This is a genomic window from uncultured Senegalimassilia sp., assembly GCF_934636665.1.
Lineage (GTDB): Bacteria > Actinomycetota > Coriobacteriia > Coriobacteriales > Eggerthellaceae > Senegalimassilia.
In genome coordinates this window covers 25987-49102 of the sequence record NZ_CAKUAT010000003.1, presented here as the reverse complement: position 1 = coordinate 49102, position 23116 = coordinate 25987, and the positions used below count along the sequence as shown (strand labels likewise).

At 61.6% G+C, this 23116-nt stretch carries 18 protein-coding genes; 6 read left to right on the top strand and 12 right to left on the bottom strand.

The genetic code is table 11. The features are described 5' to 3' along the window. The first annotated feature begins 1 nt into the window (after position 1). Both Q0G75_RS01615 and Q0G75_RS01610 read left to right on the top strand, forming a co-directional pair. On the top strand, positions 2 to 709 hold the full coding sequence (locus Q0G75_RS01615; protein WP_294414867.1) for a hypothetical protein: 708 nt from the start codon (positions 2 to 4) through the stop codon (positions 707 to 709). Between the two features lie 250 nt (positions 710 to 959). Then, the gene (locus Q0G75_RS01610; protein WP_294414868.1) at positions 960 to 1883 is read left to right on the top strand and encodes an FAD:protein FMN transferase; all 924 of its coding nucleotides are present in this window, start codon (positions 960 to 962) and stop codon (positions 1881 to 1883) included. Here Q0G75_RS01610 and Q0G75_RS01605 read toward each other — a convergent pair. The 5 genes from Q0G75_RS01605 to Q0G75_RS01585 form a co-directional block, all read right to left on the bottom strand. After that, entirely contained in the window at positions 1880 to 2554 is a 675-nt protein-coding gene (locus Q0G75_RS01605) for a DUF3800 domain-containing protein (RefSeq protein ID WP_294414871.1), read from the bottom strand. The two genes, Q0G75_RS01610 and Q0G75_RS01605, sit on opposite strands and share 4 nt — an antisense overlap. A gap of 208 nt (positions 2555 to 2762) precedes the next feature. Next, positions 2763 to 3005 (bottom strand): hypothetical protein, encoded by a 243-nt coding sequence (locus tag Q0G75_RS01600; RefSeq protein WP_294414873.1) that lies wholly within the window; start codon positions 3003 to 3005, stop codon positions 2763 to 2765. Next, positions 2998 to 4314, bottom strand: a complete 1317-nt coding sequence (locus Q0G75_RS01595; protein WP_294414874.1) for a DNA repair protein — start codon at positions 4312 to 4314, stop codon at positions 2998 to 3000. Before Q0G75_RS01595 ends, Q0G75_RS01600 begins: the two co-directional genes overlap by 8 nt. Positions 4315 to 4497: 183 nt before the next feature. Then, on the bottom strand, positions 4498 to 6495 hold the full coding sequence (locus tag Q0G75_RS01590; protein WP_294414876.1) for a 5'-nucleotidase C-terminal domain-containing protein: 1998 nt from the start codon (positions 6493 to 6495) through the stop codon (positions 4498 to 4500). 73 nt (positions 6496 to 6568) lie between these two features. After that, on the bottom strand, positions 6569 to 6991 hold the full coding sequence (locus Q0G75_RS01585; protein WP_042435881.1) for a peptide deformylase: 423 nt from the start codon (positions 6989 to 6991) through the stop codon (positions 6569 to 6571). Between the two features lie 124 nt (positions 6992 to 7115). On the opposite strand from Q0G75_RS01585, the gene Q0G75_RS01580 reads away from it, so the two are divergent. The 3 genes from Q0G75_RS01580 to Q0G75_RS01570 all read left to right on the top strand — a co-directional run bounded on the left by Q0G75_RS01580 (position 7116) and on the right by Q0G75_RS01570 (position 10964). Further along, positions 7116 to 8096 (top strand): DMT family transporter, encoded by a 981-nt coding sequence (locus Q0G75_RS01580; RefSeq protein ID WP_294414878.1) that lies wholly within the window; start codon positions 7116 to 7118, stop codon positions 8094 to 8096. A 194-nt stretch (positions 8097 to 8290) separates the two neighbouring features. Then, on the top strand, positions 8291 to 9610 hold the full coding sequence (locus Q0G75_RS01575) for a dicarboxylate/amino acid:cation symporter (protein ID WP_294414880.1): 1320 nt from the start codon (positions 8291 to 8293) through the stop codon (positions 9608 to 9610). Positions 9611 to 9779: 169 nt separating this feature from the next. Beyond that, a complete protein-coding gene (locus Q0G75_RS01570) occupies positions 9780 to 10964 on the top strand; it encodes an MFS transporter (RefSeq protein ID WP_294414882.1) in 1185 nt (394 codons plus the stop codon). Positions 10965 to 11074: 110 nt separating this feature from the next. Here Q0G75_RS01570 and Q0G75_RS01565 read toward each other — a convergent pair whose 3' ends face one another. The 5 genes from Q0G75_RS01565 to Q0G75_RS01545 all read right to left on the bottom strand — a co-directional run bounded on the left by Q0G75_RS01565 (position 11075) and on the right by Q0G75_RS01545 (position 17894). Further along, on the bottom strand, positions 11075 to 12673 hold the full coding sequence (locus Q0G75_RS01565) for a LuxR C-terminal-related transcriptional regulator (protein WP_294414883.1): 1599 nt from the start codon (positions 12671 to 12673) through the stop codon (positions 11075 to 11077). A gap of 218 nt (positions 12674 to 12891) precedes the next feature. Next, positions 12892 to 14379 carry a flavocytochrome c gene (locus Q0G75_RS01560; protein ID WP_294414884.1) on the bottom strand — a complete coding sequence of 496 codons (1488 nt, stop codon included), beginning with the start codon at positions 14377 to 14379 and terminating at the stop codon, positions 12892 to 12894. Positions 14380 to 14395: 16 nt separating this feature from the next. Beyond that, a complete protein-coding gene (locus tag Q0G75_RS01555; RefSeq protein WP_294414885.1) occupies positions 14396 to 15013 on the bottom strand; it encodes a cytochrome c3 family protein in 618 nt (205 codons plus the stop codon). A 135-nt stretch (positions 15014 to 15148) separates the two neighbouring features. After that, complete coding sequence (locus tag Q0G75_RS01550; RefSeq protein ID WP_294414886.1) at positions 15149 to 15943, bottom strand: HAD family hydrolase; 795 nt, start codon at positions 15941 to 15943, stop codon at positions 15149 to 15151. A 166-nt stretch (positions 15944 to 16109) separates the two neighbouring features. Continuing rightward, positions 16110 to 17894 carry a PLP-dependent aminotransferase family protein gene (locus tag Q0G75_RS01545; RefSeq protein ID WP_294414887.1) on the bottom strand — a complete coding sequence of 595 codons (1785 nt, stop codon included), beginning with the start codon at positions 17892 to 17894 and terminating at the stop codon, positions 16110 to 16112. 254 nt (positions 17895 to 18148) lie between these two features. On the opposite strand from Q0G75_RS01545, the gene Q0G75_RS01540 reads away from it, so the two are divergent. Beyond that, positions 18149 to 18949, top strand: a complete 801-nt coding sequence (locus Q0G75_RS01540) for an SDR family oxidoreductase (protein WP_294379844.1) — start codon at positions 18149 to 18151, stop codon at positions 18947 to 18949. 168 nt (positions 18950 to 19117) lie between these two features. On the opposite strand, the gene Q0G75_RS01535 is transcribed toward Q0G75_RS01540, so the two are convergent. Beyond that, on the bottom strand, positions 19118 to 20941 hold the full coding sequence (locus Q0G75_RS01535) for an ABC-F family ATP-binding cassette domain-containing protein (protein WP_294414889.1): 1824 nt from the start codon (positions 20939 to 20941) through the stop codon (positions 19118 to 19120). Between the two features lie 244 nt (positions 20942 to 21185). Beyond that, positions 21186 to 23090, bottom strand: coding sequence for a hypothetical protein (locus tag Q0G75_RS01530; protein ID WP_294414890.1), 1905 nt, complete (start codon positions 23088 to 23090; stop codon positions 21186 to 21188). Positions 23091 to 23116: the final 26 nt, after the last annotated feature.

Here is a 23116-nt window from a genome sequence, read left to right as displayed (position 1 = left end):
AATGAAGGATTCCATGCGCACGATGGCGCGACCGTACGCCATCTTGTTCGCCATCGCGCTGGTGGTGGCGGTGCTTGCCCGCATCGGGCTTGCGGTGATGGACGGCGCCGGGTGGCTGGCGTACGACTACATCTCGGCGTCGGGCGTGCCCATGCTCGACGTGATCTGCTCGATCTTGACCGGCTCGGCGTTCGTGGCATTCATGTTCGCGGCGGCGCTCACGCTGATGGTGTCGGCTGCCGGCGCGGTGCTGCAGGCGGCGCTGTTCGCGAAGGGCGTCGAGGGCGCCGGCAAGCCGGCGGCGGCGTTTCTGTGGGGCTGGGCCGCGGCGGCGGTGTCGCTGGTGTGCCTGCTGGTGGTTGCTAGCGGTATTTTGAGCGGCGTGCAGGTGGGCTCCATGAGCAGCAAGCTGCCGGGTGCGGGTGCGCTCGTGCTGGCGGCGGTGTGCTTCACGGCGTTTTTGGGCACGCTTCTGGGTGCGTCGTCGCAGGTCATATGCGCATGCATCTCGCGTGCCGGCGGGCGTGCGAGCTGGAACCTGGTGGGCGCGGCGGCTGCGTGCGGCACCGTGGTCATGGTGCTGACGGTGCTCACGTTTGCGGCCATCAACACGGCCAGCCCGAACATAGCGGCCGTAGGCGGCCTGCTGGCAGTGGACTGCGTCGTGAACGTGGCGCTGCTGCTGGCGGCGGGCAAGTTCACGAAGTAGGGAAGAAGCGCGAGGGGGGCTTTTGCGGGAGCGCAAAAGCCCCTTTTCGGCGTTGTATAGATGGTTTGGTTGATCGCGGGGCGGGTTTGCGCCGCTTGCGCAAACCCGCCCCGCGATCAACGTGCGAGAAATGACCTACTTGCGCAACCCCCACAGCCCGCACAACTGTAGGGTTTGTATAGCTGGCACCCAGCTATACGCGGCGGGTGATTGCTGGTTTGCGAATCGAAATCTTGGGAGGAGGCGTGTTGTGCGCGAGCTTGGTTCCGTGACGTTTCGGGCGTTTGATACCGTGTGCGCCGTGTCGGCCGATGTCGATGTGGTTGCGTTGCGCGAGGTTGAGGTCCTTTGCGCACGATATGAGCTGCTGCTGAGCCGCTTCAACCCGGAAAGCCGCCTGTTCGCGCTCAACGCCGCTGCGGGTGAATGGGTCGACGTGGGCGAGGAGCTTGCTAGTGTTTTGCGTGCTGCGCTGGGATATTGCGAGCGCACGGGCGGGCTGTTCGACATCACTATGGGAAGCGTGTGCCGCCTATGGGATTTCAAGCGCGGGGTCGTGCCGGACGATGCCGCCATCGCCGAGGCGCTTGCACATGTTGACTGGCGCAGCGTGCAGGTCGAAGGAACGCAGGCGCGCATCACCGACCCGCGGGCAATGGTCGATTTGGGCGGCATGGCGAAGGGATATATCGCAGATAGGGTGATTGACCTGCTGAAATGCCACGGCGCAACCAGCGGTGTGATCAACCTGGGCGGCAACGTGGCCTGCTTGGGCAGCAAGCCCGACGGCAGCGCATGGAACGTAGGCCTGCGCGCGCCCGTCCCTTCGGGCGGCAGCTTGCAAGCCGCATCGTTCGCCAGCGTTTCCGTATGCGGGAAATCGGTAGTGACCAGCGGCGTCTACGAGCGCGCCTTCGTACGCAACGGCCGCGTGCTCCACCACATCCTGGACCCTCGAACGGGCAAACCAGCGGAAACGGATGTGTTGTCCGCAACCGTCATAGCCGACAAATCAATCGACGCCGACGGCTACACCACCGCACTCATCGTCATGGGTGCCGACGAAGCCCTAACCTTCGCCGAACAAACCCCCGGCATAGAAGCCATCCTCCTAACCACCAACGCCCGCCTACTAAAAACCACCGGCATAACCACTGAAGGTACGGGGCATTAGCTAAGCCGTTTACGCTTGATTGCTTTCATATAGTTGTTCTTAAACGCATGAGCATTGCCGAACATTTTTATATCGGTACGCGATGCTTCCTTGTTGCGATACTTTTCCGCCGTTAGCTCCAGCGTGCACAGCATGTCGGCAGCTTGCGCAAGCATGAAATCGGCAGCATTGGTTTTACGAAACAAGATGCTTTCTTTCGAGAGGGCATATTCGACGGCACCGCGCAGCGCGTGCGCGACGATTTCCTGCCCGTTGTCGTAGTAGATTTTCACCTTGTCGTATGACTGGAAAAACTCTAGGTTATCGAAGAGCAGGGTAATGATGTCACGCTTCATTTTTGTGGCAAGCTGAGCGCTGTCGCCAACTTCTTTACGCTTATACAAGAACGTCTGGTATGTGATGGGGAGTTTTTGGACGCTGATGAAGAACAAGGTAAGGTACGACTTCCTTGTTTCGAAGTCCATGTACTCGAAATCGTCGTGCCCAGTCATAATAGGGCCAGCGTGAAAAGGCACTTCGTCAAGGCCGCGATCAGCAAGACCTTTACGATGCCTGGTCAAATGCTCTTCTAGGTTAAATGACTGGTCGTGAAAGACAAGCGTGAGTACGTAGTATTTCGAATGGCCGTCTTGTCCGCCAGATTCATCGACAAAGATACTGATTTCGCGCAATGCCCCCTCCTAAATATAAAAAATGCGGGAGGACACCCCCCCGCTACTTGGAGGAAACATCAAGCGATGTCTCCGATATCTTTTTATCATGCCAGCCATGCTCTTGTCTAGGCTGTTTTATAGATTCATGTGCGCTGTATCGCAATCCCCTCAATAAGTCTTGCATGAGGCGTTTCATCACCGCAAGCTTACGAATGGCATATTCAAATCAGTTCTTGCCGTTCTCGACTTCGGCGATTACTTCTTCGTAGCCTTTTAGCGCTGCGAAGGGCATGAACTGGCTGCCGCGGTCGGGCGAGGGGACCGACACGCGCACGCCGTCGGCGGCTACGCGTTGCGCTATGCGGTCGAGCACTTGCGCGCGGTATTCGCGCTCGTCGGCCGACAGGCCCGGCCACACATCCGGCGTGGGCAGACCGGCAGCAACACGCGCCTGATCAGGGCTAAGCACGATGCCCGCCTACTTGGTTGTTTCGCTCCATGGCGTTCGCCTCTTCCTTCAAACTTGTAGCTTTCAGCAGCGCGTTCGCGCCGAACCGTTTGCGTACGTCCACCATGGCCCGCGACAGGGCGGCTTGCTTGCGCTCGTTCGCGGCGTCGTCGAACAGCGTGGGCTGCACCTGCTCGGCGGGCATCAAATCCGCCAGCGCTATGTTCACGCGGCGGATGGAAAGCCCCGGCGTCACGCGGGCGCGGTAGATCTCCAGCACGGCGTCGGTCAGCGCGTCCGCGGCGTTGGTAGGTTTGGGCAGCTTCGCCGACCCGCCCGCTCCGGCGGCCGCGGCGCCGAACGGCCCGCATTTCTCCCACGACTGGTGGGGGAAATTGCTGGCCGAGTACCCCACGTATACGCTTGCCACCTGGGCGCATAGCCCTTTCTCTACCAGTTCGAGCGCGCTGCTCAGCACCATCTCGCGCAGCAGCGTTTCCGCCTCGCGGCAGCTGTAGTCGCGCATGAGCACCTGCCCGTTGGTCAGCGAATGGCCGCGCGGACGATAGCTGCGCGCCTGCTCGACGGTGCACGCCTCCAGGCCCCACGCGTGGTCGATAAGGTATTCGGCGTTTTTGCCGAACTCGCGGCGCAGCACCTTGGGGTTGACGGCGCAAACCCCCGCAAGGTCGTACGCGCCGTGCTTGGCCAGGCGGCGGGCGATGCCCGGGCCGATGCCCCAGATGTCGGTGATCGGGCGGTGGAACCAGATCTCGCGCTTGAACGATTCGCCGTCAAGCTGGCCGATGCCGTCGCTGGCGTGCTTCGCGCAAATGTCGAGCGCCACCTTGGCCTGGAACATGTTCGGCCCGATGCCGGCCGTGGCGGTGACGCCGGAAACCTCGAAGGCGCGCCGCATCAGGCGTTTTGCGAACGTGCGCGCATTGGTGCGGTAGAGGCGCAGGTAGGGCGCGGCGTCGATGAAGCACTCGTCGATGGAGTACACTTGCAGGTCCTGTGGGCTGACAAGCTCAAGATAGCTGCCCACGATTTCGCCGCTGACCTGCATGTATCGTTTCATGCGGGGGACGGCGGTCAGGTACTCGATGCCCGGCGGGATGTCGCGCACGCGGCAACGGTTGCGCACGCCGGCGGCCTTCATGGCGGGCGTGATGGCAAGGCAAATGGTGTTCGCGGAGCGGTCGGGGTCGGCCACCACCAGGTTGGAGGTGAACGGGTCAAGGCCGCGATCGGCGCATTCCACGCTGGCGTAGAACGACTTCAAGTCGATGCATATAACGCAACCCGAGGTTTTGCGCAAATCCGTCACCCGCCAATCCTTTCCGTTTCTCCATCGTTTGTTCGCTAGCAATTTTCGAACGCGCGTCATTTTTGCAGCTTCGCTACGGCATCACAAGCGCCGCGATAGGGGACGGAGCGCAAAAGCGCGAGAACGAAAGCAGGCCGAAAGGAGAGCGCCCCTCGACCCGCGAGCATTTAGACGAGCTTGTGGCTATGCGCGCTCGTCCTTGGTTTCCGCGTGGGCGGTGGCGAAAGCGGCTGCTCCGACTGCTGCTGCGGTAGCAACGGCTGCGGAGGCTGCCTTCAGGGCGCCGTCATCGCCGGTCGGGGCAAGGGGCTTGGGGTCGCTCGCGTTGTTCGCCGGTGGCTGCGTTTCGGGCTGCTCGGGACCGGGGTCCGGCTTGCGACCGGGGTCCGGATCGGGATCGGGCCCAATCTGCGTCGCGATGCGCCCCTGACCTGCGGCGCCTGCATATTGCTGCCCGATAACGCCGCTCAGGTTCAGCTGCACGTATTCCATAAGGGCGTCGTTGTCCAAACCCAGCAGCGTGACCGGGTTCTTGCACAGCATGCTGTACGAACCGCCGCCTTCCACCAGGTAGTACGAGTGGCACACCAGCGTATACGCCGCTTGCGGGTCGATAGCCTTGCCGTGTAGCTTCGCTCTGCGTACGCGGCGTTCCTTTGCGTCATCTATGCCGACGAACGTGCTGCCCGAGCGCAAAACGGGCGAGTCGATGTCGGTGCGGATGACGAATTCCAGCCCCTCCGAAACCTGGAGGAAGTCGCCGTTGGACTCGGGCAAGCTGCTGGCCGAAAGCTCAAGCGCATCAAGCAGGTCCTGGCCCGAAACGCTGGTGTAGCAAAGCTGGTTATTGAAGGGGTTCACGTTGATGAGGTCGCCCTTCGTCACGTTGCCGCGGTTGAGGTTTGCGCGAACGCCGCCGCCGTTGACGAATGCGATGTCTGCCATGACACCCGCGTTCGTCGCATAATAAAGGTACGCGTCGGTCACGAAGTCGCCAAGGTTCGTTTCGTGCGAACGTACGGCCCAGGTGTAGTCATCGTCCTCGAACGCGTATAGGTCAACCTCAGACGCGCCGATCACGGTTCCCGTTTGAGCTTCGACATCCGCGACCTTCTCGTTGATGGTCGCCTGCACGCCGGCATCGCGCCCGAACGTCGCCTCCTGCACGTATGCGGGATCGTCGCTTTTGCGGGCCTCGCGCAAAAGCGTTGCCTCGAAGGCGGGCGTGCTGGCGGAGATGGCGCCGCTGTCCGGGTTGATGACGACCTGGCCCACGCTGGAGAACTGCGTGCCCGTTTGCGTGATGATGACGTTTTTGCCCTCGGCATCTTGCTTGACCTGCACATATTCCTGATGCGAATGGCCGTCGATGATCACGTCGATATCGCGGCAGCGCTTCGCCAACGCATCGGAGCGCCAGATGTCGGGCGACCCATCCTGGCCAAGGTGCGCCAGCAGCACAACGTAATCGGCACCTGCTGCGCGTGCTTGGTCCACGGCGTTTTGCACCGCCGCGGCAAGCGCTGCGCCGGTATCGTCCTCGCAAAAGCCGTATACGCACGTATGGTCGTCGTCGCTTCGCCAGAACGATTTCGGCGACGAGGCCGTCAGCGTCGCCGGCGTGGTAACCCCTACGAACGCCACGTGCGCGGTACCGCCACCGGCAAGCGGATAAGCCCGAATGGCGTACGGGGCGAACATGAGCGTGGGCACCTCGGGGCGCTTGTCGGTGAAATTGCAGCTCAGGTATGTGGCGCTTGCGCTTCCTACCAGGTGATTGAACTGCGCCATCCCGTAATCGAACTCATGGTTTCCGGGAATCACGTAGTCGTATCCCGTGGCGTTCATGATGTCGACGAGCGCCTGACCCTGCGTCAGCGTGCCCATGACGTTGCCCTGCACGGCATCGCCGGCATCCACAAGCGTGACGTTTCCGCTGCCGAAAACACCTTTGCGGTCGGCAACATAGCTTGCCAGCGCCGAATACCCTAGCGGCGCCGCTCCCGTTTCGTCGGCTTCGCCAACGGCGCAGTGGACGTCGTTGGTGTGCAGGATGACGATGGCGCTGCCCGCCTGCGCATCATCGGCGAACGCGCGACGCGGCAACCCGAACATGGCGCTGCCAAGAGCGAAGGCGGTTGCACCGGCAAGGAACTGACGGCGGGAAAGCTCGTTGCTCATAAGGGTGCTCCAATCTGAAAAACCACGCAAAAGAAAACGAGCCGAAGGGGAGTGCCCTTCGGCTCGTAAGCGCTTAGATGAACTTGCCCTTGCCATGGTCGGCCATGTGCTGGATCAACTGCGCGACCCAGCCGCGGAAGTCGCCCTTGCGGGGGACCAGCTTGCCGTCCACCAGCTCCTCATAGGAGACCTTGATGCGGTCGTAGCGGGTGACCGTGACGGGCTCCTCGTGGGTGAAGCAGCCTTCGACCTGCTTGCTTGCAGCCAAGCCCAGCTTGATGACGGGGTTGAACATGACGTGCTGCTTGTCCTTTTCGTCAACGTAGGCGAACAGGTTGTGCGTCACGCCGATCTGGTTGGCGTGCAGGCAGGCCGCCTCGTCGAGCGACGCCATGGTGTCCAGCAGATCCTGCGCCACCTGGGCATCCTCGGCCGTTGCCTTCTCGCAGGGAGTGGACAGCACCGCTTCGTCGTGAACCAGTTCCTTGATAGCCATAAGACTTCCTTCGCTTCGACGCCGGCGCAAAACACGTGCGGAATGCACGAGCCGACGTATTGCTCTACAATCGCTTTCAACATTTTAACGCATACGATGACGCACATCAGGGAGGGTTTAGGTTATGGCGAAAACGGACGCGCAGCTTGCCGATGGGCAGGCGGCAAACGCCGCACGGCGCCGCACGTTCTGGGTCGGTATCGTCTGCGCGCTTGCGGGTGCCGGGCTATGGGGCGTGTCGGGCGCGTGCGCGCAGCATCTGTTCTCGCATTACGGCATCACTCCCATGTTCGCCACCGCCGTGCGCTCGTTGGTGGCCACGCTGTTCTTCTTCGGCGTGATGGCGACACGCCGCCGCTACATGCTCGAGCTGATCTGGAAGAGCGAGCCGCGCGTGAAGCTGTTCTTCCTGGTGTTCGGCGCTGCGCTGTTCGTCGACCAGTTCGCGTACGCCATGACCATCGCGTTCACCAACGCCGGTACCGCCACGGTGCTGCAGATGCTCAGCACCGTGTTCGTCATGCTGTTCACATGCGTGATGGGGCGGCATTTGCCGAAGGGGAACGAATTCGTGGGCCTGATCTGCGCCTTTGCGGCTACGGTGCTTATTGCCACGCAGGGTGACCTGGGCACGCTGGTGCTGCCGGCGGCCGGCTTGTTCTGGGGCCTTTTGAACGCCGTGTGCGTTGCGATTTACGTGCTGACTCCGCGCGCCGCGGGCTTGTTCGACCGTTTCGGCAGTTTTGCGGCCACGAGCGTCGGCATGCTGGTGACGTGCGTGTGCTCGGGAATCGCGTACGCCATTCAGTTTGCCATGGGCGCGGGAGCTCCTCAGGCGGTTGCGAGCATGGATGTGTTCGGCTGGCTGGTGCTCATCGGAGGCCTGGCGTTTCTGGGGACGTTCGTGTCGTTCGGACTGTATCTGCGCGGCGTGGCGTTCGTGGGCTCGGTCACCGGCAGCTTGCTGGGCGCCGTCGAGCCGATCAGCGCCAGCGTGTGCGCCTGCGTGTTCCTGGGCACGGCGTTTTCCGGCTTCGATTGGGCGGGATTGGTGCTGATGCTGGCCATGCTGGCACTCGTAACGCTGGCCGGGAAGCCAAGATAACATAAGATATATTATCGATAATATAGATTCCTCAACCGCCGTTTTCCCTCGGCAACCGAAAACGATGATTGTTTTGGGCTGATTTCGTAGAGTTTCGGGTACAATGCGCGTTTGTGCCTTATGGCGCTTCAATTGCAGCAGCGCACGCAAGCGTCGGCTGCATAGGAAGGGTTTTTGAGTTAGAGAGGGATCACATGTCCAAGATCAACGACCTTGAGAAAGAGGTCAAAGCAGACGTTAAGGAGGCTACGGAAGCGGTTTCCGCCGAAAACGCCGACAAGCCTTGGTTCAAGCGTCTTTCCCTTACCACGTGGATTTTCATTGCGTTGGCCTTGGGCGTCGTGGCCGGCCTTGCCCTGCAGGGCACCCCTGATATCGCCACCACTTACATCAAGCCCCTGGGCACCATCTTCTTGAACCTCATCAAGATGATCGTGGTGCCGCTGGTCATCTTCTCGATGATCGCCGGCGTCATCAGCTTGTCCGACATCAAGAAGGTCGGCGCCATCGGCGGCAAGACCATCGCGTACTACCTTTGCACCACCGCATGCGCCATCATCATCGGCCTGATCATCGCCAACGTGTTCAACGTCGGCGGCGGCTACACCCTGACCACCGACGAGCTTTCGTATGAGGCAAAGGCCGCTCCTTCCTTTATCGAGACCGTCGTCAACATCTTCCCCAGCAACTTCGTGCAGCCCATGTCCGACGCTAGCATGCTGCAGATCATCGTGATCGCGCTGTTCTTCGGCTTCGGTATCCTGGCCGCCGGCAAGAAGGCGCAGCCTGTCGCCGACTTCGTCAACGGCATGTCCGAAGTGTGCATCAAGATCATGCACATGATCATCTCCATCGCTCCGTTCGGCGTGTTCGGCCTGATCACCCCCGTGGTTGCCACCAACGGCCCCGACATCTTGCTGCCGCTGCTCAAGCTCATCCTGGTTGCCTACCTAGCCATGATCCTGCACATGGTGCTGGTGTACTCCGGCATGGTGAAGGCCATCGCGAAGATGGGCCCGCTGACGTTCTTCAAGGGCCAGTTCCGCGCCATGACGTTCGCCTTCGCATCCGCCTCCTCGGTGGGCACGCTGCCCATTAACATGGAGTGCTCCGAGAAGCTGGGCGTGCGCCGCGAGATCTCCAGCTTCGTGCTGCCGCTGGGCGCCACCATCAACATGGACGGTACCGCCATCTATCAGGGCGTTTGCGCCATCTTCATCGCCCAGGTCTTCGGCATCGACCTGACCCTTGGCCAGCAGTGCGTCATCGTCATGACCGCCGTGCTGTCTTCCATCGGCACCGCCGGCGTCCCCGGTTCCGGCATGATCATGCTGGCCATGGTGCTGCAGTCCGTCGGCCTGCCCGTCGAGGGCATCGCGCTGGTCGCAGGCGTCGACCGCGTGCTCGACATGATGCGCACCGTCGTCAACATCACCGGCGACCAGTCCGCTGCCGTGTGCGTCGACTCCCTGGAGAAGCGCAAGGAGGCCCGCCAGGCCGCCAAGGCTGCGTAAAGCGCACCGAGTCGAACGATCGAATCTTTCGGGATGGTTGCAGAAAATATCTGCTGCCATCCCTTTTCTTTTATGGTAACATCGAACACGCGTTCGTTTCAAGACCAATATGAGCAAGCTTTACCGGTTGGGCTCACTTCAATCAAGAAGGAAGGAGGCAGGCGGGTCCATGGCTACCATGACCGCACATCCATCGCGAAATGGCGATCGGGTTTCAAATTATTTGGCGATGCTCGGGCATGCGTGCTCGGACATCAACCAAGGTGCGCTTTCCGCGGTACTGCCCTTCCTGGTGGTGGACGGGTACTCGTATACGCAAGCCGTTATGCTGGTGTTCGCAGCCAATGTGGTCTCGGCCGTGGTGCAGCCGCTGTTCGGCTGGATAAGCGACCGTCGCGCATGCCCGTGGTTCATGGGGCTCGGGGTGTTGCTGGCCGGTGCGGGCATGGCAGGTATCGGCTGGTCCAGCTCGTATCCGCTTATCGTGGCAAGCGCTCTGGTATGCGGGTTCGGCGTGGCCATGTTCCATGCGGAAGGCGGTCGCATCTCCAACCTGGCAGCCGGTGCGCGCAAGGGCAACGGCATGAGCATCTTCGCCGTCGGCGGCAACGTGGGCTTCTTCATCGGGCCGATTATGGCCGCTGTTTCGCTGTCGTTATTCGGCATGCACGGGCTTGCCGTGTTTCTCGTGCCCACGATGTTGTGCGCGGCGGCGCTCTTCTTGCACAACGGCCGCTTCAAAGCGCTCAACGCCGTCGCTGTGTCCGATGCGGCGGTCATGGAGCGTCCCGAACGTTGGGGATTGTTCGGGCTGATCATGGTCACGCTGTCGCTTCGATCCGTCCTCAGCTACGGCTTCATGGCCTTCATCCCGCTGTTCCTTATGAACGTGCTCGGGCAAACCGAGGCGGCAAGCTCGTTGGCAATCTCGCTGTTCTCCGTTGCCGGCATGGTAGGCACCGCGCTTTCCGGCCGCACCTCCGAAGCAATCGGCGCGCACAGGCTCACCATTGCCTGCTTAACCGTTACCGCTCTCGCCGGGGCCGCGTTCGCGCTGAACGGCTCCTCGGTCGGGCTGGCATTGGCGCTGACCGCGGTGTTGGCCATCGGGGTTGACCTGTTCTACCCTTCCGCGGTTGCCGTGGGTATGGGGTATGTGCCGCAGCATCTGGGCATGGCGTCTGGCTTGACGTACGGCGTGGCCATCTGCCTTGGAGGCGTGGCGGAGCCGTTCCTAGGCATGGCCGGCGACGCTTTCGGGCTCACGCCCGTCATGCTCACGCTTGCCGCCATTGCCCTTGCGGTTGCACTGCTGTCCATCGTCATCAAGAAGCTTGACGGCGCGCAGGCTTGATCGGGGCATCGCCCGCGTTCTCGGGCCGGCTGTCGGCAGTCCAATTCGGTTGGGCTGCGATGCTGCTCTTTGTGTGGTGCAGCAGCGGCCAACTTGTTTGCCAAACGCTTCTAGCTGGTCTCGCTCAACACATCGAGCAATTCTTGTTTGGAGTGGATGCAAAGCTTCGAGTACACATTGCGCGTATAGCTTTTCACGGTGTTTTCCGAGAGGTGGAGTTCTTGGCTGATAAACGCCTTGCTACGTCCTTGCGCCAAATACCAGACCATATCGGTTTCTCGATCGGTCAAATCGAAACGCGCTTGCAGCGCAGAGCAGCGAGCGCGCAGACCATCCTCGAACGTCGTGCCCTCAACATCAACATCGTGGACATCTTGCTCGTTGGGCGTTTCCTCGGGCGCAGCGGCAACCGACATCGGCTGCATCTCTCCGGAGATGCAGTGCCCAGGCGCAGCTTCCGCCACCACGGTGCGTTCCAAAGCATCCTTGCGCGCATCGGGCGTGCCGAAGGTGGCGAAGAATCGCCGTGCTTTCGGCTGGCTGCCCCGCAACATCACAGCCATGCTCAGCGCAAGCAGGCACACCAATGCGGCTATGACGAGCATCGACTGCCCAAGTTGGGGCCCAAACAGGAAAATCAGGTAGCGGCCAGCTTCGCGCGGAAGCAAATGGGTCGCCCAAACGGCGGCGAGAACCAGATACGACGGAATGGAGCTATGACGGCAATAATCATATACGCCATACCACAACAGCCCGATCATGAACGTATTCGATACGGTGATGAGCATCGCCCCGAATTGTGCCTGGTCAAGGGATACGATAAGCAGCACGCCGGTGACCATGAGGGCAACCTCGAGCCACCACATCGCCCCGAAGCTCAAACCACGGCCCCGCACGAGCACCCACCAGATGATGCCGGTGCACAGCGCTGCCACGGCGATCTGGTGAGCAAGTTGGAACGAAGGCGCCAAAACGATGGAAGTGCCCTCCGGGAACCCGCGCGCCACGCCAAGCGCGAAATCAAGCAACGCAATGGCGATAAGGATTCGCAGGGAAAGCGTTTTGCTCTCGTGGTCGTAGACGCGGTCGCGTTTCGGTTCGGGAATGACGTTCTCCCGCGCATCGAGCGTGTCCATAGCTTGTTTGAACAACACGAACGACAGCGTAGGCATGAACAAACCGATGGCAAACACGGCAGGCAACGGCAAGAATCCTAGAACGAAGCCCAAAAGCGCGCTGATTCCCAGGCATGCGAACGAGTAGATAAGCGCCTCGCCCTCGTCCAAGCGGTCGAAGAACGTGATCCACATGCCGCCGCCCCACACGATGCCCAATCCTGCAAGCATGGATGCGGGAATGCCGATCGGCAACGTCGGATATTCTATTTGCACAAGCAAAAGCGCAGGCGCCAGCGTCATCGCCGTCATCGATAGCACGTCAAGAGCCCTTCGGGCGCGCCCGCTCAGCGGGATACGGGAGAACACGAGCATGAGGACGAAGATGAGGGCGACGCGCGTCATGTTGCCGATAATGGTGACGGCGCCCGAATCGGTTGCCGTATACCGATCGTACAGACAGCATTGCGTCCATACGCGAATGGCGATCAAGCCCATGAAGCAGGCGGCGAACCTCGGCCCATACGTGGACCTGAACTCTTGCCAGCTTGTCGTATGAACGCGCCGTGCGGCCATGGAAATCTCGTCGTTCATGCGCCCCTCCCTCTTTCAAGCGCATAATTATAGCAAGCGTACTTGTCGGATCGATGCAAGCACGTTGTCGTATTGGCGATGCAGGCGATCCTCAACGTTTCCCACCTCCGAAGCAAAGCCTCGCGCAAGCCCCGCATCGTCCACTGGCTGATTACGCGCAAAAGCCGGAAGAGCGATTGCGCTTCCGGCTTTTTTGCATACACGCTCAACGTCTTCTATTATGCGAAAACGTATGCGCACGCGGTTTCCTGCGCCTGACGGCCGTTGACGTTGATGTCGCACACAGCGTTGCCGCCAAGACGGTTGCCGCCATGGATGCCGCCGGTAACCTCGCCAGCGGCGAACAGGCCCGGGATCACGTTGCCATCGGCGTCGAGTACCTCGGCTGCGGCGTTCACGCGAAGGCCGCCCATGCAATGATGCACGCCCGGTGCGACGGGAAGCGCATAGTACGGCGCCTTTTCCAGGGGGTTCAGGCTCTTCGTGCGCCCCATGGGGTCGTCCACGCCGTTGGCGATGTTGTCGTTGTACGACGTCACCGTGGTCACGAACGCATCGACCGGCACGCCCATCTTCTGCGCCAGCTCCTCGAAGGTGTTGGCCACGTGGATAAGCCCGCGCGAAACGAACTTCTCCTCAACCGACAGGTTGTTGTCGTGCACCGACTGGTCGAACACGGCGAACGCGCCGCGCCCGGGCTGCGCCCATTCCGCTTCGGACACGCGGTCGCGCGTGAGCAGCTCGTTGGTGAAGCGCACGCCGTTGGTGTTCACCAAAATGGCGCCGTCGCCGCGGATGTTCTCGGACAGCAGGGTTGCGGTGGTCTGCTCGACGGTCGGATGCACCTGGATCTGGTCGATATCGACGGTGTCGGCGCCCACGGCCTGGGAGAACAAGATGCCGTCGCCCTGCGTTCCCGGCTGGTTGGTGGTCACGGCGTCGCGAAGCTCGGGACGATACTGCGCCAGCATCTCGCTGTTGGCGCCGAAGCCGCCCGTTGCCACGATGAGCGCACGGCAGCGATACTCGATGGGCAGGCCGTTGGGGTCGGTGGCACGGACTCCCGCCACCTTGCCGTCGTCCATGACGATCTCCTCGACCTTCGTGTTGCACACGGCGGACACGCCGCGCTGACGGCATTGCTCGGTCATGCCCTTCACGATGTACTTGCCAACGGCCTCGCCCGACTCGGGGCGATGGATGCGCTTGACCGACGCACCGCCCGACGTGCCAAGCTTCGACAGCGTGATCCCCATGGAATCAAGCCAGTCGATAGCGTCGCTTGAGCCGGCGCACATGTGGCGGATGAGCTCCATGTTGCCCTTCTCATGACCGCCCGCGTAAGTATCGGAGGACATGAGATCGACGCTGTCCTCGATGCCGGCGGCCTTCTGGAACTTCGTGCAGCATGCGTTCATACCGCCCTCGGCGAAGCAGGTGTTGCCGCCTGCTACCGGCATCTTCTCCAAAAGCAGCACTTTTGCGCCCTGATCGACCGCACCCACGGCCGCAGCCATGCCTGCGCCGCCTGCGCCTACCACGACGATGTCGTACTCTCCGCCGTCGATGGTGTTCTTCGCAGCTTCCGCCTCAAGGGTTCGCGGAGTGCCGCAGCCCGTCAGGCCCATCGCCATCGCCCCCATGCCGAAGGTCAGCGCGCCCGTAAGGAAGCCGCGACGGGAAACATCGTTGCCTTTGACGTTCATAATCGTTCCCCCTTCCCTATTTCTTCTCGCGATACGGGATGCTATCCCAGCCCTCGGGCACATCCTCGGCAGCCTGGTAATGGCACTCCGAGCAGGTGATGACGGACTGGCTGTGCATCTTGTGGCAGTCGCCGCAGTCGGTGACGCCATGCTCGCTGAAGTCGTGCGGATTCCAGGCCATCCACTCGGTCTTCTTCTTAAGCTTGTCAAGGTCCATGTTGTGGCACGATTCATTAAGGCAGAACTCCTGGGTGGCGAACTCGCCGCTGCGGCTCACCAGATGCTGCGTGTCCTCATCGAACGTGTAGTCGCCGGTCACCCAGTGCATACCCTCGACAACCTGCTCGTCGATCTTCGGCTCGTGACACGTCAGGCAGTCCTTGCCCGCCTTCATGTGCGCGTTGGCAAGCATAGTCCCGTCGGTGTTGTAATAGCTTTCCACATACGCGTTCATGGGCGTGTGGCAGATGCTGTTGCAGAAGCTGGGCTGGTTATGCCAGACCGTGAACCCTCCTACTGCCGCAACCGCCACGGCTGCTACCACGCACACCGTGGCAATGGTGCGATTTCGCTTGTTCCGCGCGAACCTGCCCGTGTGCTCGCTTTCGCTCATAAGGTCCTCCTGTTCCTTCATGTGCTTCTCATTCGCCGCTGAAGCGCGACGCTCGACAAGCAGGATAGTAGGAGGAAACCCTTTGGTGCTGCACATCCGAAAAGGGTGGTTTAAGCCTGTGACCAGGGTGGTTTTCGAAGGGTGTGCGAAATGCCGCTACTTCCCCATCATGCTGAGCAGGGCTTCCAGCTCGCGTTGGACGGCGTGCTCGGTGTTGGGGCCGATGACCTTGGTGGAGATCTCTTTGATGGCGGAGCGGGCGTTGCCCATGGCGATGCTCGTGCCGACCATGCGCATGATCTCGTAGTCGTTCATGGAGTCGCCAAACGCCACCACTTCCTCGGCGCGGGCGTGGCGCGCGGCCATCACCTGTTTGATACCCGTGGCCTTGCTCACGCCGCGCTGCATAACGTCGATCCACTTGCGGCCGGACGGCGCGAACACGAAGTCCTCGCCCATCTCACGTTCTAGGATGTAGGCCATGTCCATAACGGCGTCGTCCACGTAGATGGAGGCTTTGATGATGCTGGTGTCGGGGCACGGCAGGTCGCGCACACGTAGCGGATTCGGCAGGTTTTTGTCCAGCTCGCGCTCGAAGCGCTCCTCGTCGTCAAGCAGATAGGAGATCTTGCGGTCGTACACCACCAGGTGCAAGCCGTCGAACAGGTCGACCACGTCCTTGAGCCTGCGCAGCGCAGCGTGGCTGTACACCTCGCGGTCCACAAGCTGACCTGCAACCACCACCTGCGCGCCGTTGGAGGCGACAAAGTCCATTTCGCCGCTCACGGGGGCGAACAGCTCCTGCAGCGTGTCGAAGCGCCTGCCCGAGGACGCCACGAAGCCGATGCCCGCGGTTTTCAGGCGCTTGATCAGGTCGAACGTCTCTGGCGGCACATTGCCTTCGCCGTCCAGAAGCGTGCCGTCCATATCCGATGCGATGAGTTTGATCATGCTTGCCTCCTTCGCCGCAGCGCCCCATGCGCCGCGCGTTCATTCCGTATCCTTCGCTTCGCCGCCATTGTACGGCGGGCTTCGCAAGCGAAAATGCTGGCCACGAAACCTGCGCAGGATGCTTACCCGTCGTTGACGGGACGTTGAGGGGCTGTTGATGGAGGCGCTATTCGCACTCCGGGAATACGCATGCTAGGCGGCGCACCGTTTCCGACAGCCGATCCGGCTCGATGCCGGCGTAGTTCAGCACCAGCGCGGTTTCGCCGTTCGAATACTTCTCAAAACGCTTCGTTGTGCGCTCGCTCAACCCGTCGCCGTCGCGCAGCAGGTAGTCGTTAAACAGCGAGATGTTAAGCCCTTGCTCCGCGCCGCGCTGTCTGACCTGGTCGTGCGTAAGGCTGGTGCGCACGTACAGCAAGAAGTGCGTGCCCGCGTTTCGCTCCTCCACGTGCGAGATTTCCGCCAGCGGCGATTGCGCGATCTCGCGCAAAACCGCCTCACGTTGGCGACGATAGAAGTTGCGCGTGCGATTGATGTGCCGCTCAAGGTGACCCTCGTCGATAAAGCGCGCCAGCGCGTACTGCTCGAAGCTGGAAACCGTGCACGAATAGAAGCTCATGGTGTCCACGTAGCGCGCCAGCAGCTTCGGCGGCAGCACCATGTAGCTGATACGCAGGCTGGGCACCATGGTCTTGGAGAAGGCGTTCAGGTAAATCACCTTGTCAGACGCATCGTCGGCGAACAGCGGCATGATCAAGCGTCCGCTGTAACGGAACTCGCTGTCGTAGTCGTCCTCGATGATGTAGCGCTTGCGCGCGCGGTTCGCCCACTCGAACAGCTCCAAGCGCCGCTTGATGGGCATGACGATGCCCGTGGGGAAATGATTGGCCGGCGAAACGTGCACCACATCGGCGCCCGATTCCTCAAGCTCGTCGACCAGCAGACCCGATTCGTCAATGGGAACCGGCCGCCAGGGGTTGCCGAACGCCTTGGAGATGGCGGCGAACTTGCGATAGCCGGGGTTTTCCATGGCGAATGTGGTGGTTGGACCGAGCATTTGCAGCAGGCGGCCGTACAGGTACTCGCTGCCCGCGCCGATGATGATGCAATCGGGCGAAACGTCCATGCCGCGCGTGCGCCGCAGGTACGACGCGATGGCGCGGCGCAGCTCGGGCAGGCCGTTGAACGGAATCGATCGCAGCAGGTTATCGCTCGGAAGCGAAAGCGCCTCGCGCATGTAGCGCCCCCACACCGTAGCCGGGAACAGCGACACGCTCGTACGGTTGGCCTTCAAGTCCACGAAGTATTCCGGGTCGCGAGCGCGCTCGATCGCCTGGGGGGTTTCGCCGGTGAAAACCGCGGAGGAGCCGGTGATGAGATTATTCGAGTTGGCGTTCGTAGCTGCAGCCTTGCGGGAATCACTTGCGTCATTGACGCCAGCGACATATGCAGAACCTCCGGCAACGCCGGAGCCGCCAGCGGAATCCGTGGGGCCTTCGGTAGCTCCACGATGCCCGCCATCGCGCCCAGCAAAAGCGGATCCCATCGCTCTGTCCCGAGCACCATACTCAGCAAAAATGCTCCCCACCGTCGTGTCGTAAGCGTCCCTTCCAGCGCCAAAAGCATTGTTGTCTTCGCTATTTAAATCTTTGACCTGGGGTGTAACCGGTTTACACCGGAACTCCGATACATCTTCCACGAAATAGCCGCGGCGCTGCTCGGTGCGTACGAACCCTTCCGTGATCAGCTGATCGTAGGCGGCCGTAACCGTTGCCACGCCGATGTCGAGGTGCTGGGCAAGGTTGCGCTTGGACGGTAGCTTCGTTCCGCAGGGGATTCGACCGCGCGCGATGTCCTCGCGAATGGACTGGTATAGGAATTCGTAAAGCGAACTGGTGCCGCGCGAGCGCAAATCGTACGTAAGCATACCTGCGTGCTGAGATGCCGACATGGGCTAATCCTTTCGCGTACGGCCCCAAAAGCGCGTTTTTCGGTGCGCTTGCAGCGGGAACGGCCGGTTTAAGCGGTTGAACGAACTGGTGCAACTGGTCTATCTGGTACGTAAAACTATCACTGTTTTGGTTCTTTTGACCAAACCAAATAGCGATTACACTTATCTCGCTCATTAAATCAGGCCGCAACGATTCCTTGGCCGTTGTGGCCATTTTCATCTTCGCCAAGGGCACACGAAGACGGGAGACGAACATGGGTTACTTCACCGGCAAAACCATCATCATCACCGGAGCAGGCTTTGCGGCGCTGAAGGACGGTTCCGCGGGCTCCATCGGGTTCGGCATCGCCACCGCCTTCGCCAAAGAGGGCGCAAACCTTGCCATCACCGGCCGTAACGTGAAAAAGCTCGAAGCCGCCAAGGAGCGCCTTGAGGGCGAGTTCGGCATCCGCGTGCTGCCCATCCAGGCCGACGTGAACGCTCAGGCCGATAACCAGGCCGTCGTGCAAGCCGCCGTCGACCAGGTCATGGCCGAGTTTGGGCGCATCGACGCGCTGGTGAACAACGCACAGGCCTCCGCTTCCGGCGTCACCATCGCCGACCACACCACCGCCCAGTTCGACTTGGCGCTGTATTCCGGCCTGTACGCGGCCTTCTACTACATGCAGGCGTGCTATCCGTATCTGAAGGAGACGAAGGGCTCCGTGGTGAACTTCGCCAGCGGCGCCGGTCTGTTCGGCAACTACGGCCAGTGCGCTTACGCCGCAGCCAAGGAGGGCATCCGCGGTCTGACGCGCGTCGCCGCCACCGAGTGGGGCCCCGACGGCATCAACGCCAACGTGGTCTGCCCGCTGGCTTGGACCGCTGCGCTTGAGAATTTCAAGGAGCAGTACCCCGAGGCCTACGAGGCCAACGTGCACATGCCTCCGATGGGTCACTACGGCAATGTCGAGACTGAAATCGGTCGCGCCGTCGTGCAGCTGTGCGGTCCCGACTTCAAGTTCATGAGCGGCGAGACCATCACGCTGGAAGGCGGCATGGGCCTGCGCCCGTAACTCACCAGGTTACACGGCCAAATCTGCTACCTACTTCTTATGATTCTGTCCGGATTCCTCCGGTGGAATATCGAAAGCGCCTCGGGCATCTGCGGTCCGAGGCGCTTTTGCGTGTTGTTGTGCTTCAAGGCGCGAACAGGGGACGGAGGTGCGTTCATGCGCTGCTCTCTACTCCCCTAGCGCCTCCGCGGCTTCGAGCCATTGCTCGTCGAGCTCGTCGATTTGAGCTTGGAAGTCGTCGATCTGCTGCTGGAACTTGCCAAGGGCCTCGAAATCCGATGGGTCGGCGGCGGCCATGTCGGCTTGGGCCTGCTCGATCTTGCCGCGCAGCGTGTTCGTCTTGTTCTCGCAGCTGCGCATGCGCTTCTTCAGCTCGCGGATCTCGCCGCCGGACAGCTGCGGGCCATCGCCGGCAGCAGCATCCTTTGCGCTCTCGCCTGCCGCCGCACCTTGCGGCGCCTTGGCATGCACCACCGGCTTCGGTGCGCGCGCCGACATCTCCAGATACTCCTCAACGCCGCGCGGCAAATGGCGGATATGCCCATCTACCAGGGCGAACTGGTGATCGGTGACGCGCTCCATCAGGAAACGGTCGTGCGTGACCAAAAGCAGCGTGCCCGGCCATGCGTCCAGCAGCTCCTCGATGGCGGCCAGCATGTCGGTGTCCATGTCGTTGCCCGGCTCGTCCAGGATGAGCACGTTGGGCTCGTCAAGCAAGATGAGCATAAGGGCCAGACGGCGCTTTTGACCGCCGGACAGGTCGCACACTGGCTCGTTAAGGTCGGCGCGCGAGAAGCCCAGCTTCTCCAGCAGCTGCGCAGGCGTCATCTCCTTGCCGTCGAGCATCATGCGGCGCGTGTAGTTGCTGATCACCTGGCGAACGCGGTCGTCGCCGAAGCGGGTGAGGTTGTCCAGATGCTGCGACAGCACCGCAAACTTCACCGTTTTGCCGATCTTCACGAAGCCCGACGTGGGTGCCTGCACGCCCTGGATCACCTTCAAAAGCGTGGTTTTGCCCACGCCGTTGGCGCCGACGATGCCGTAGCGGTCGCCAGGCCCGATAATCCAGTCGACGCCGTCGAGCACGGGCGCGGGCTTGCCGTCGAAGCGCACCGTGACGTTCTTCAGCTCAACCACTTGCTTGCCCAGGCGTGCCATGGCCATGCGTTTGAGCTCCAGCTCGTTACGCAGCGGTGGCACGTCGGCGATCAGCTCGTGCGCGGCGTCCACGCGGAACTTCGGCTTCGTGCCGCGAGCCTTCGGGCCGCGTGCCAGCCAGGCAAGCTCGCGGCGCAGGGCGTTCTGCCGCTTCTCCTCGGCCAGGGCCGCCAAGCGATCGCGCTCGACGCGCTGCAGGATATACGCGGAGAAGCCGCCCTCGAACGGCTCGACCACGCGGTCGTGCACCTCCCACATGCGCGTGCACACCTCGTCCAAGAACCAGCGGTCGTGCGTGACCACCAGCAACGCGCCCTGACCGGCGCGCCAGCGGTTCTTCAGATGGTTCGCCAGCCAGGTGATGGCGCGAACATCCAGGTGGTTGGTGGGTTCGTCAAGCGCCAAGATGTCCCAGTCGCCGATGAGCAGGCGCACCAGGTCGACGCGGCGGCGCTGGCCGCCGGAAAGCGTGCCCACCTTCGCGTCCCAGGGGATGTCGCTGGCAAGGCCCGCGATGATGTCGCGGATGCGCGCATCGCCGGCCCATTCGTACTCGGGGATGTCGCCCACCACGGCGCGCTCGACGGTGTCGTCGTCATTGAGCTTGTCGAACTGCCCCAGCACGCCCACGCGCACGGCGCCGTTGCGCAGCACACGGCCCTCGTCGGGCTCGAGCATGCCCGCCATCACCGACAGCAGCGTGGACTTGCCGTCGCCGTTGCGGCCCACAATGCCGATGCGATCGCCCTCATCAACGCCCAGCGACACGCTTTCGAACACCGTTTTCGTGGGGAAATCCACGCGCACTTTCTCGCAGCCCAGCATAAACGCCATAGATACCAACTTCCTTGCATATATAAGCGCCTTGGTAGCGACCGCGCCGAAACGAAAGCGCGAACTCAGCCAAGGACCTGCATCGATTCCAGCACACCATGATAACAAATGGCCGGTCTACTATCGCCTAAGGCCCGCAGCGCCCCAACTTCGCCACACCGAAGGCGTTTTCCGCCGATTTTGGCGAAAACAGGGACTTAACTACATCTTGTCGATATGCCTGAAACTTTGCGGCACTACCCGCCTACGACTTGGTCATCACCGCGATGGTCATCCAGGTGCGTTCGTAGGGACGATAGTAGGTGTGATATTCCACCAGGTTGAAGCCGTCTTTTTGGCTGAGATCGGAAATGTCGCGAGGCAGGCTGTCGTTTTGCGCCTGACCCAGGCAAATGAACGTGCCATGGAAGTTGTCGAAGATGATCTCCCAGCTCATCTTGCTCACGAGCGTGGGCGAGTACGCCATGTACGCGCGGTCCCAGTTGCCCTTCTGCCAATCCATATAGGTTTGCGGGATGTCGGGGCACATGACCGACGTGACGCCCATATAGCCGATATCGGTGGAAACCACCAGGGGCGACTGGCCGCCGTTCTCGTCTGCCACGCGGTCGACCGACTCGCGGAACTGCTGCACGGGAACGTTGTTGGCCGGGTCATAGTCGTCGCGCACGAGCAGGGCCTGATTCATCACGGAAGCGGCCAGCGTGACGGCAACCACGCCTGCCACGAGCGGTTTCGTCTGCACATGCGATAGCACCGCCGCAATTGCGAACAGCAGCGGGCCGATGGCTACGAACAAGTAGCGGTAATACAAGATCATGGAGTTCATGACCATGGAGGCCGTCCAGGAAATGGCGAACACGCCGAAGTACACCACCAGTGCCGCAACCACCGGCGCGATAGGGTCGGAAACGAGCCACGCGTAAAAACGCTTCAAACGTAGATGCTTTATGGCGCGAGCAGCCGTGTTTGCGGCAGGGCCGGCAGATGCACCTTCGGCAAAGCCTGCGGAGGCTCCCACGGCTGAGCCCGCGGCTGAGCCCGCAGCCGATTTCGCACCCGCGGCTCCGCCAGCACGCTGCGCCTTCGCCGCCGCGATCTGCTGCTTGCGCGCTGCGCGATGCAGCCCGATGCGCCATGTGGCCCAACGCGCGGCCCACGCGATCAGAAACGCCAGCACCACCACGGCGGCATAGCCGATGCCCTGCACGATCATCTGCGGCACCACGCCGTAGCTGCCGCGCGCGGCAAACGACAAGGGGCTCGTCAAGAACGCGTACGTTGCCAGCTCGATATACGTAGTCGGGAACACGATCTTCGCCCAATAGGTGCCGCCCACGACGCCCATCTGGCTGGTCACGGCGGTGATAATCCACGGCAGGTACAGCGCCACTTGCACGACGCAGCCGATAATCAGCACGCGTAGCGGTGCGCCTGCGCGAACGGCCTGTTCAGGCAGCGGATGAGGGCCGCCCTTGCGATGCCGCCAGGCACGCGCGCCAAGGGCGAACAGCAGCACGACGTTGATCATGAACGCCGACATGGCGCCGAAATAATGCAGATACGCGCACGCCAAGCTGGAAGCGAAGCATGCGATCCACCAGCGTCGCGGCGTGCCCACCCAGCACTTCAGCCCCCGAGCGGCCTCCGCGATCCGCGTCGGCGGCGTGGCAAGCTGCGTCCCGATGATGCGCATAGCGTAGATGAAGCACAGCATCACGGCGAACGTGGCCCATGAGTACATGCGGACCTCAACGGCCATCAGCGAGATATAAGGCGTGAACAGGGCGAAGAAGCTGAACAGCACGCCGGTCGCCCAGCCGGCATCGCGGCGGACGTGCGTGTAGCCCAGCACCGCCATGGCGATGGCGCCCGTCACGGTGAACAGGCGATATATGGTGATGTTCTGCCCGAACACCAGGTTCAGCACGTGCAGCGCCCAGTAAATCAGCACGGGATGCACGTCTCCGGAGCTGTAATACCAGATGTCGGCGAAACTGTGGTTTGCAATGCCTACCGAATAGCTTTCGTCAAACCACACGTTGCCGTGGAACGCGTCGGTGAGCAGGAAGGCGGCACCTGCGACAAGCAGGAGGATATGGAACGCGCTTGATGATAAACGTACGTGCGCGCCGCGTGAGAGCTTCATGTTGTTTGCCTTCGCCTAGAAACCTG

What these genes read in the sequence shown, in the direction of transcription:
- Q0G75_RS01615 (WP_294414867.1), top strand. Translation starts at nt 2, where the DNA reads ATGAAGGATTCCATGCGCACGATGGCGCGACCGTACGCCATCTTGTTC.
- Q0G75_RS01590 (WP_294414876.1), bottom strand. Translation starts at nt 6,495, where the DNA reads ATGAGCAACGAGCTTTCCCGCCGTCAGTTCCTTGCCGGTGCAACCGCC.
- Q0G75_RS01585 (WP_042435881.1), bottom strand. Translation starts at nt 6,991, where the DNA reads ATGGCTATCAAGGAACTGGTTCACGACGAAGCGGTGCTGTCCACTCCC.
- Q0G75_RS01580 (WP_294414878.1), top strand. Translation starts at nt 7,116, where the DNA reads ATGGCGAAAACGGACGCGCAGCTTGCCGATGGGCAGGCGGCAAACGCC.
- Q0G75_RS01575 (WP_294414880.1), top strand. Translation starts at nt 8,291, where the DNA reads ATGTCCAAGATCAACGACCTTGAGAAAGAGGTCAAAGCAGACGTTAAG.
- Q0G75_RS01570 (WP_294414882.1), top strand. Translation starts at nt 9,780, where the DNA reads ATGGCTACCATGACCGCACATCCATCGCGAAATGGCGATCGGGTTTCA.
- Q0G75_RS01565 (WP_294414883.1), bottom strand. Translation starts at nt 12,673, where the DNA reads ATGAACGACGAGATTTCCATGGCCGCACGGCGCGTTCATACGACAAGC.
- Q0G75_RS01560 (WP_294414884.1), bottom strand. Translation starts at nt 14,379, where the DNA reads ATGAACGTCAAAGGCAACGATGTTTCCCGTCGCGGCTTCCTTACGGGC.
- Q0G75_RS01555 (WP_294414885.1), bottom strand. Translation starts at nt 15,013, where the DNA reads ATGAAGGAACAGGAGGACCTTATGAGCGAAAGCGAGCACACGGGCAGG.
- Q0G75_RS01550 (WP_294414886.1), bottom strand. Translation starts at nt 15,943, where the DNA reads ATGATCAAACTCATCGCATCGGATATGGACGGCACGCTTCTGGACGGC.
- Q0G75_RS01545 (WP_294414887.1), bottom strand. Translation starts at nt 17,894, where the DNA reads ATGTCGGCATCTCAGCACGCAGGTATGCTTACGTACGATTTGCGCTCG.
- Q0G75_RS01540 (WP_294379844.1), top strand. Translation starts at nt 18,149, where the DNA reads ATGGGTTACTTCACCGGCAAAACCATCATCATCACCGGAGCAGGCTTT.
- Q0G75_RS01535 (WP_294414889.1), bottom strand. Translation starts at nt 20,941, where the DNA reads ATGGCGTTTATGCTGGGCTGCGAGAAAGTGCGCGTGGATTTCCCCACG.
- Q0G75_RS01530 (WP_294414890.1), bottom strand. Translation starts at nt 23,090, where the DNA reads ATGAAGCTCTCACGCGGCGCGCACGTACGTTTATCATCAAGCGCGTTC.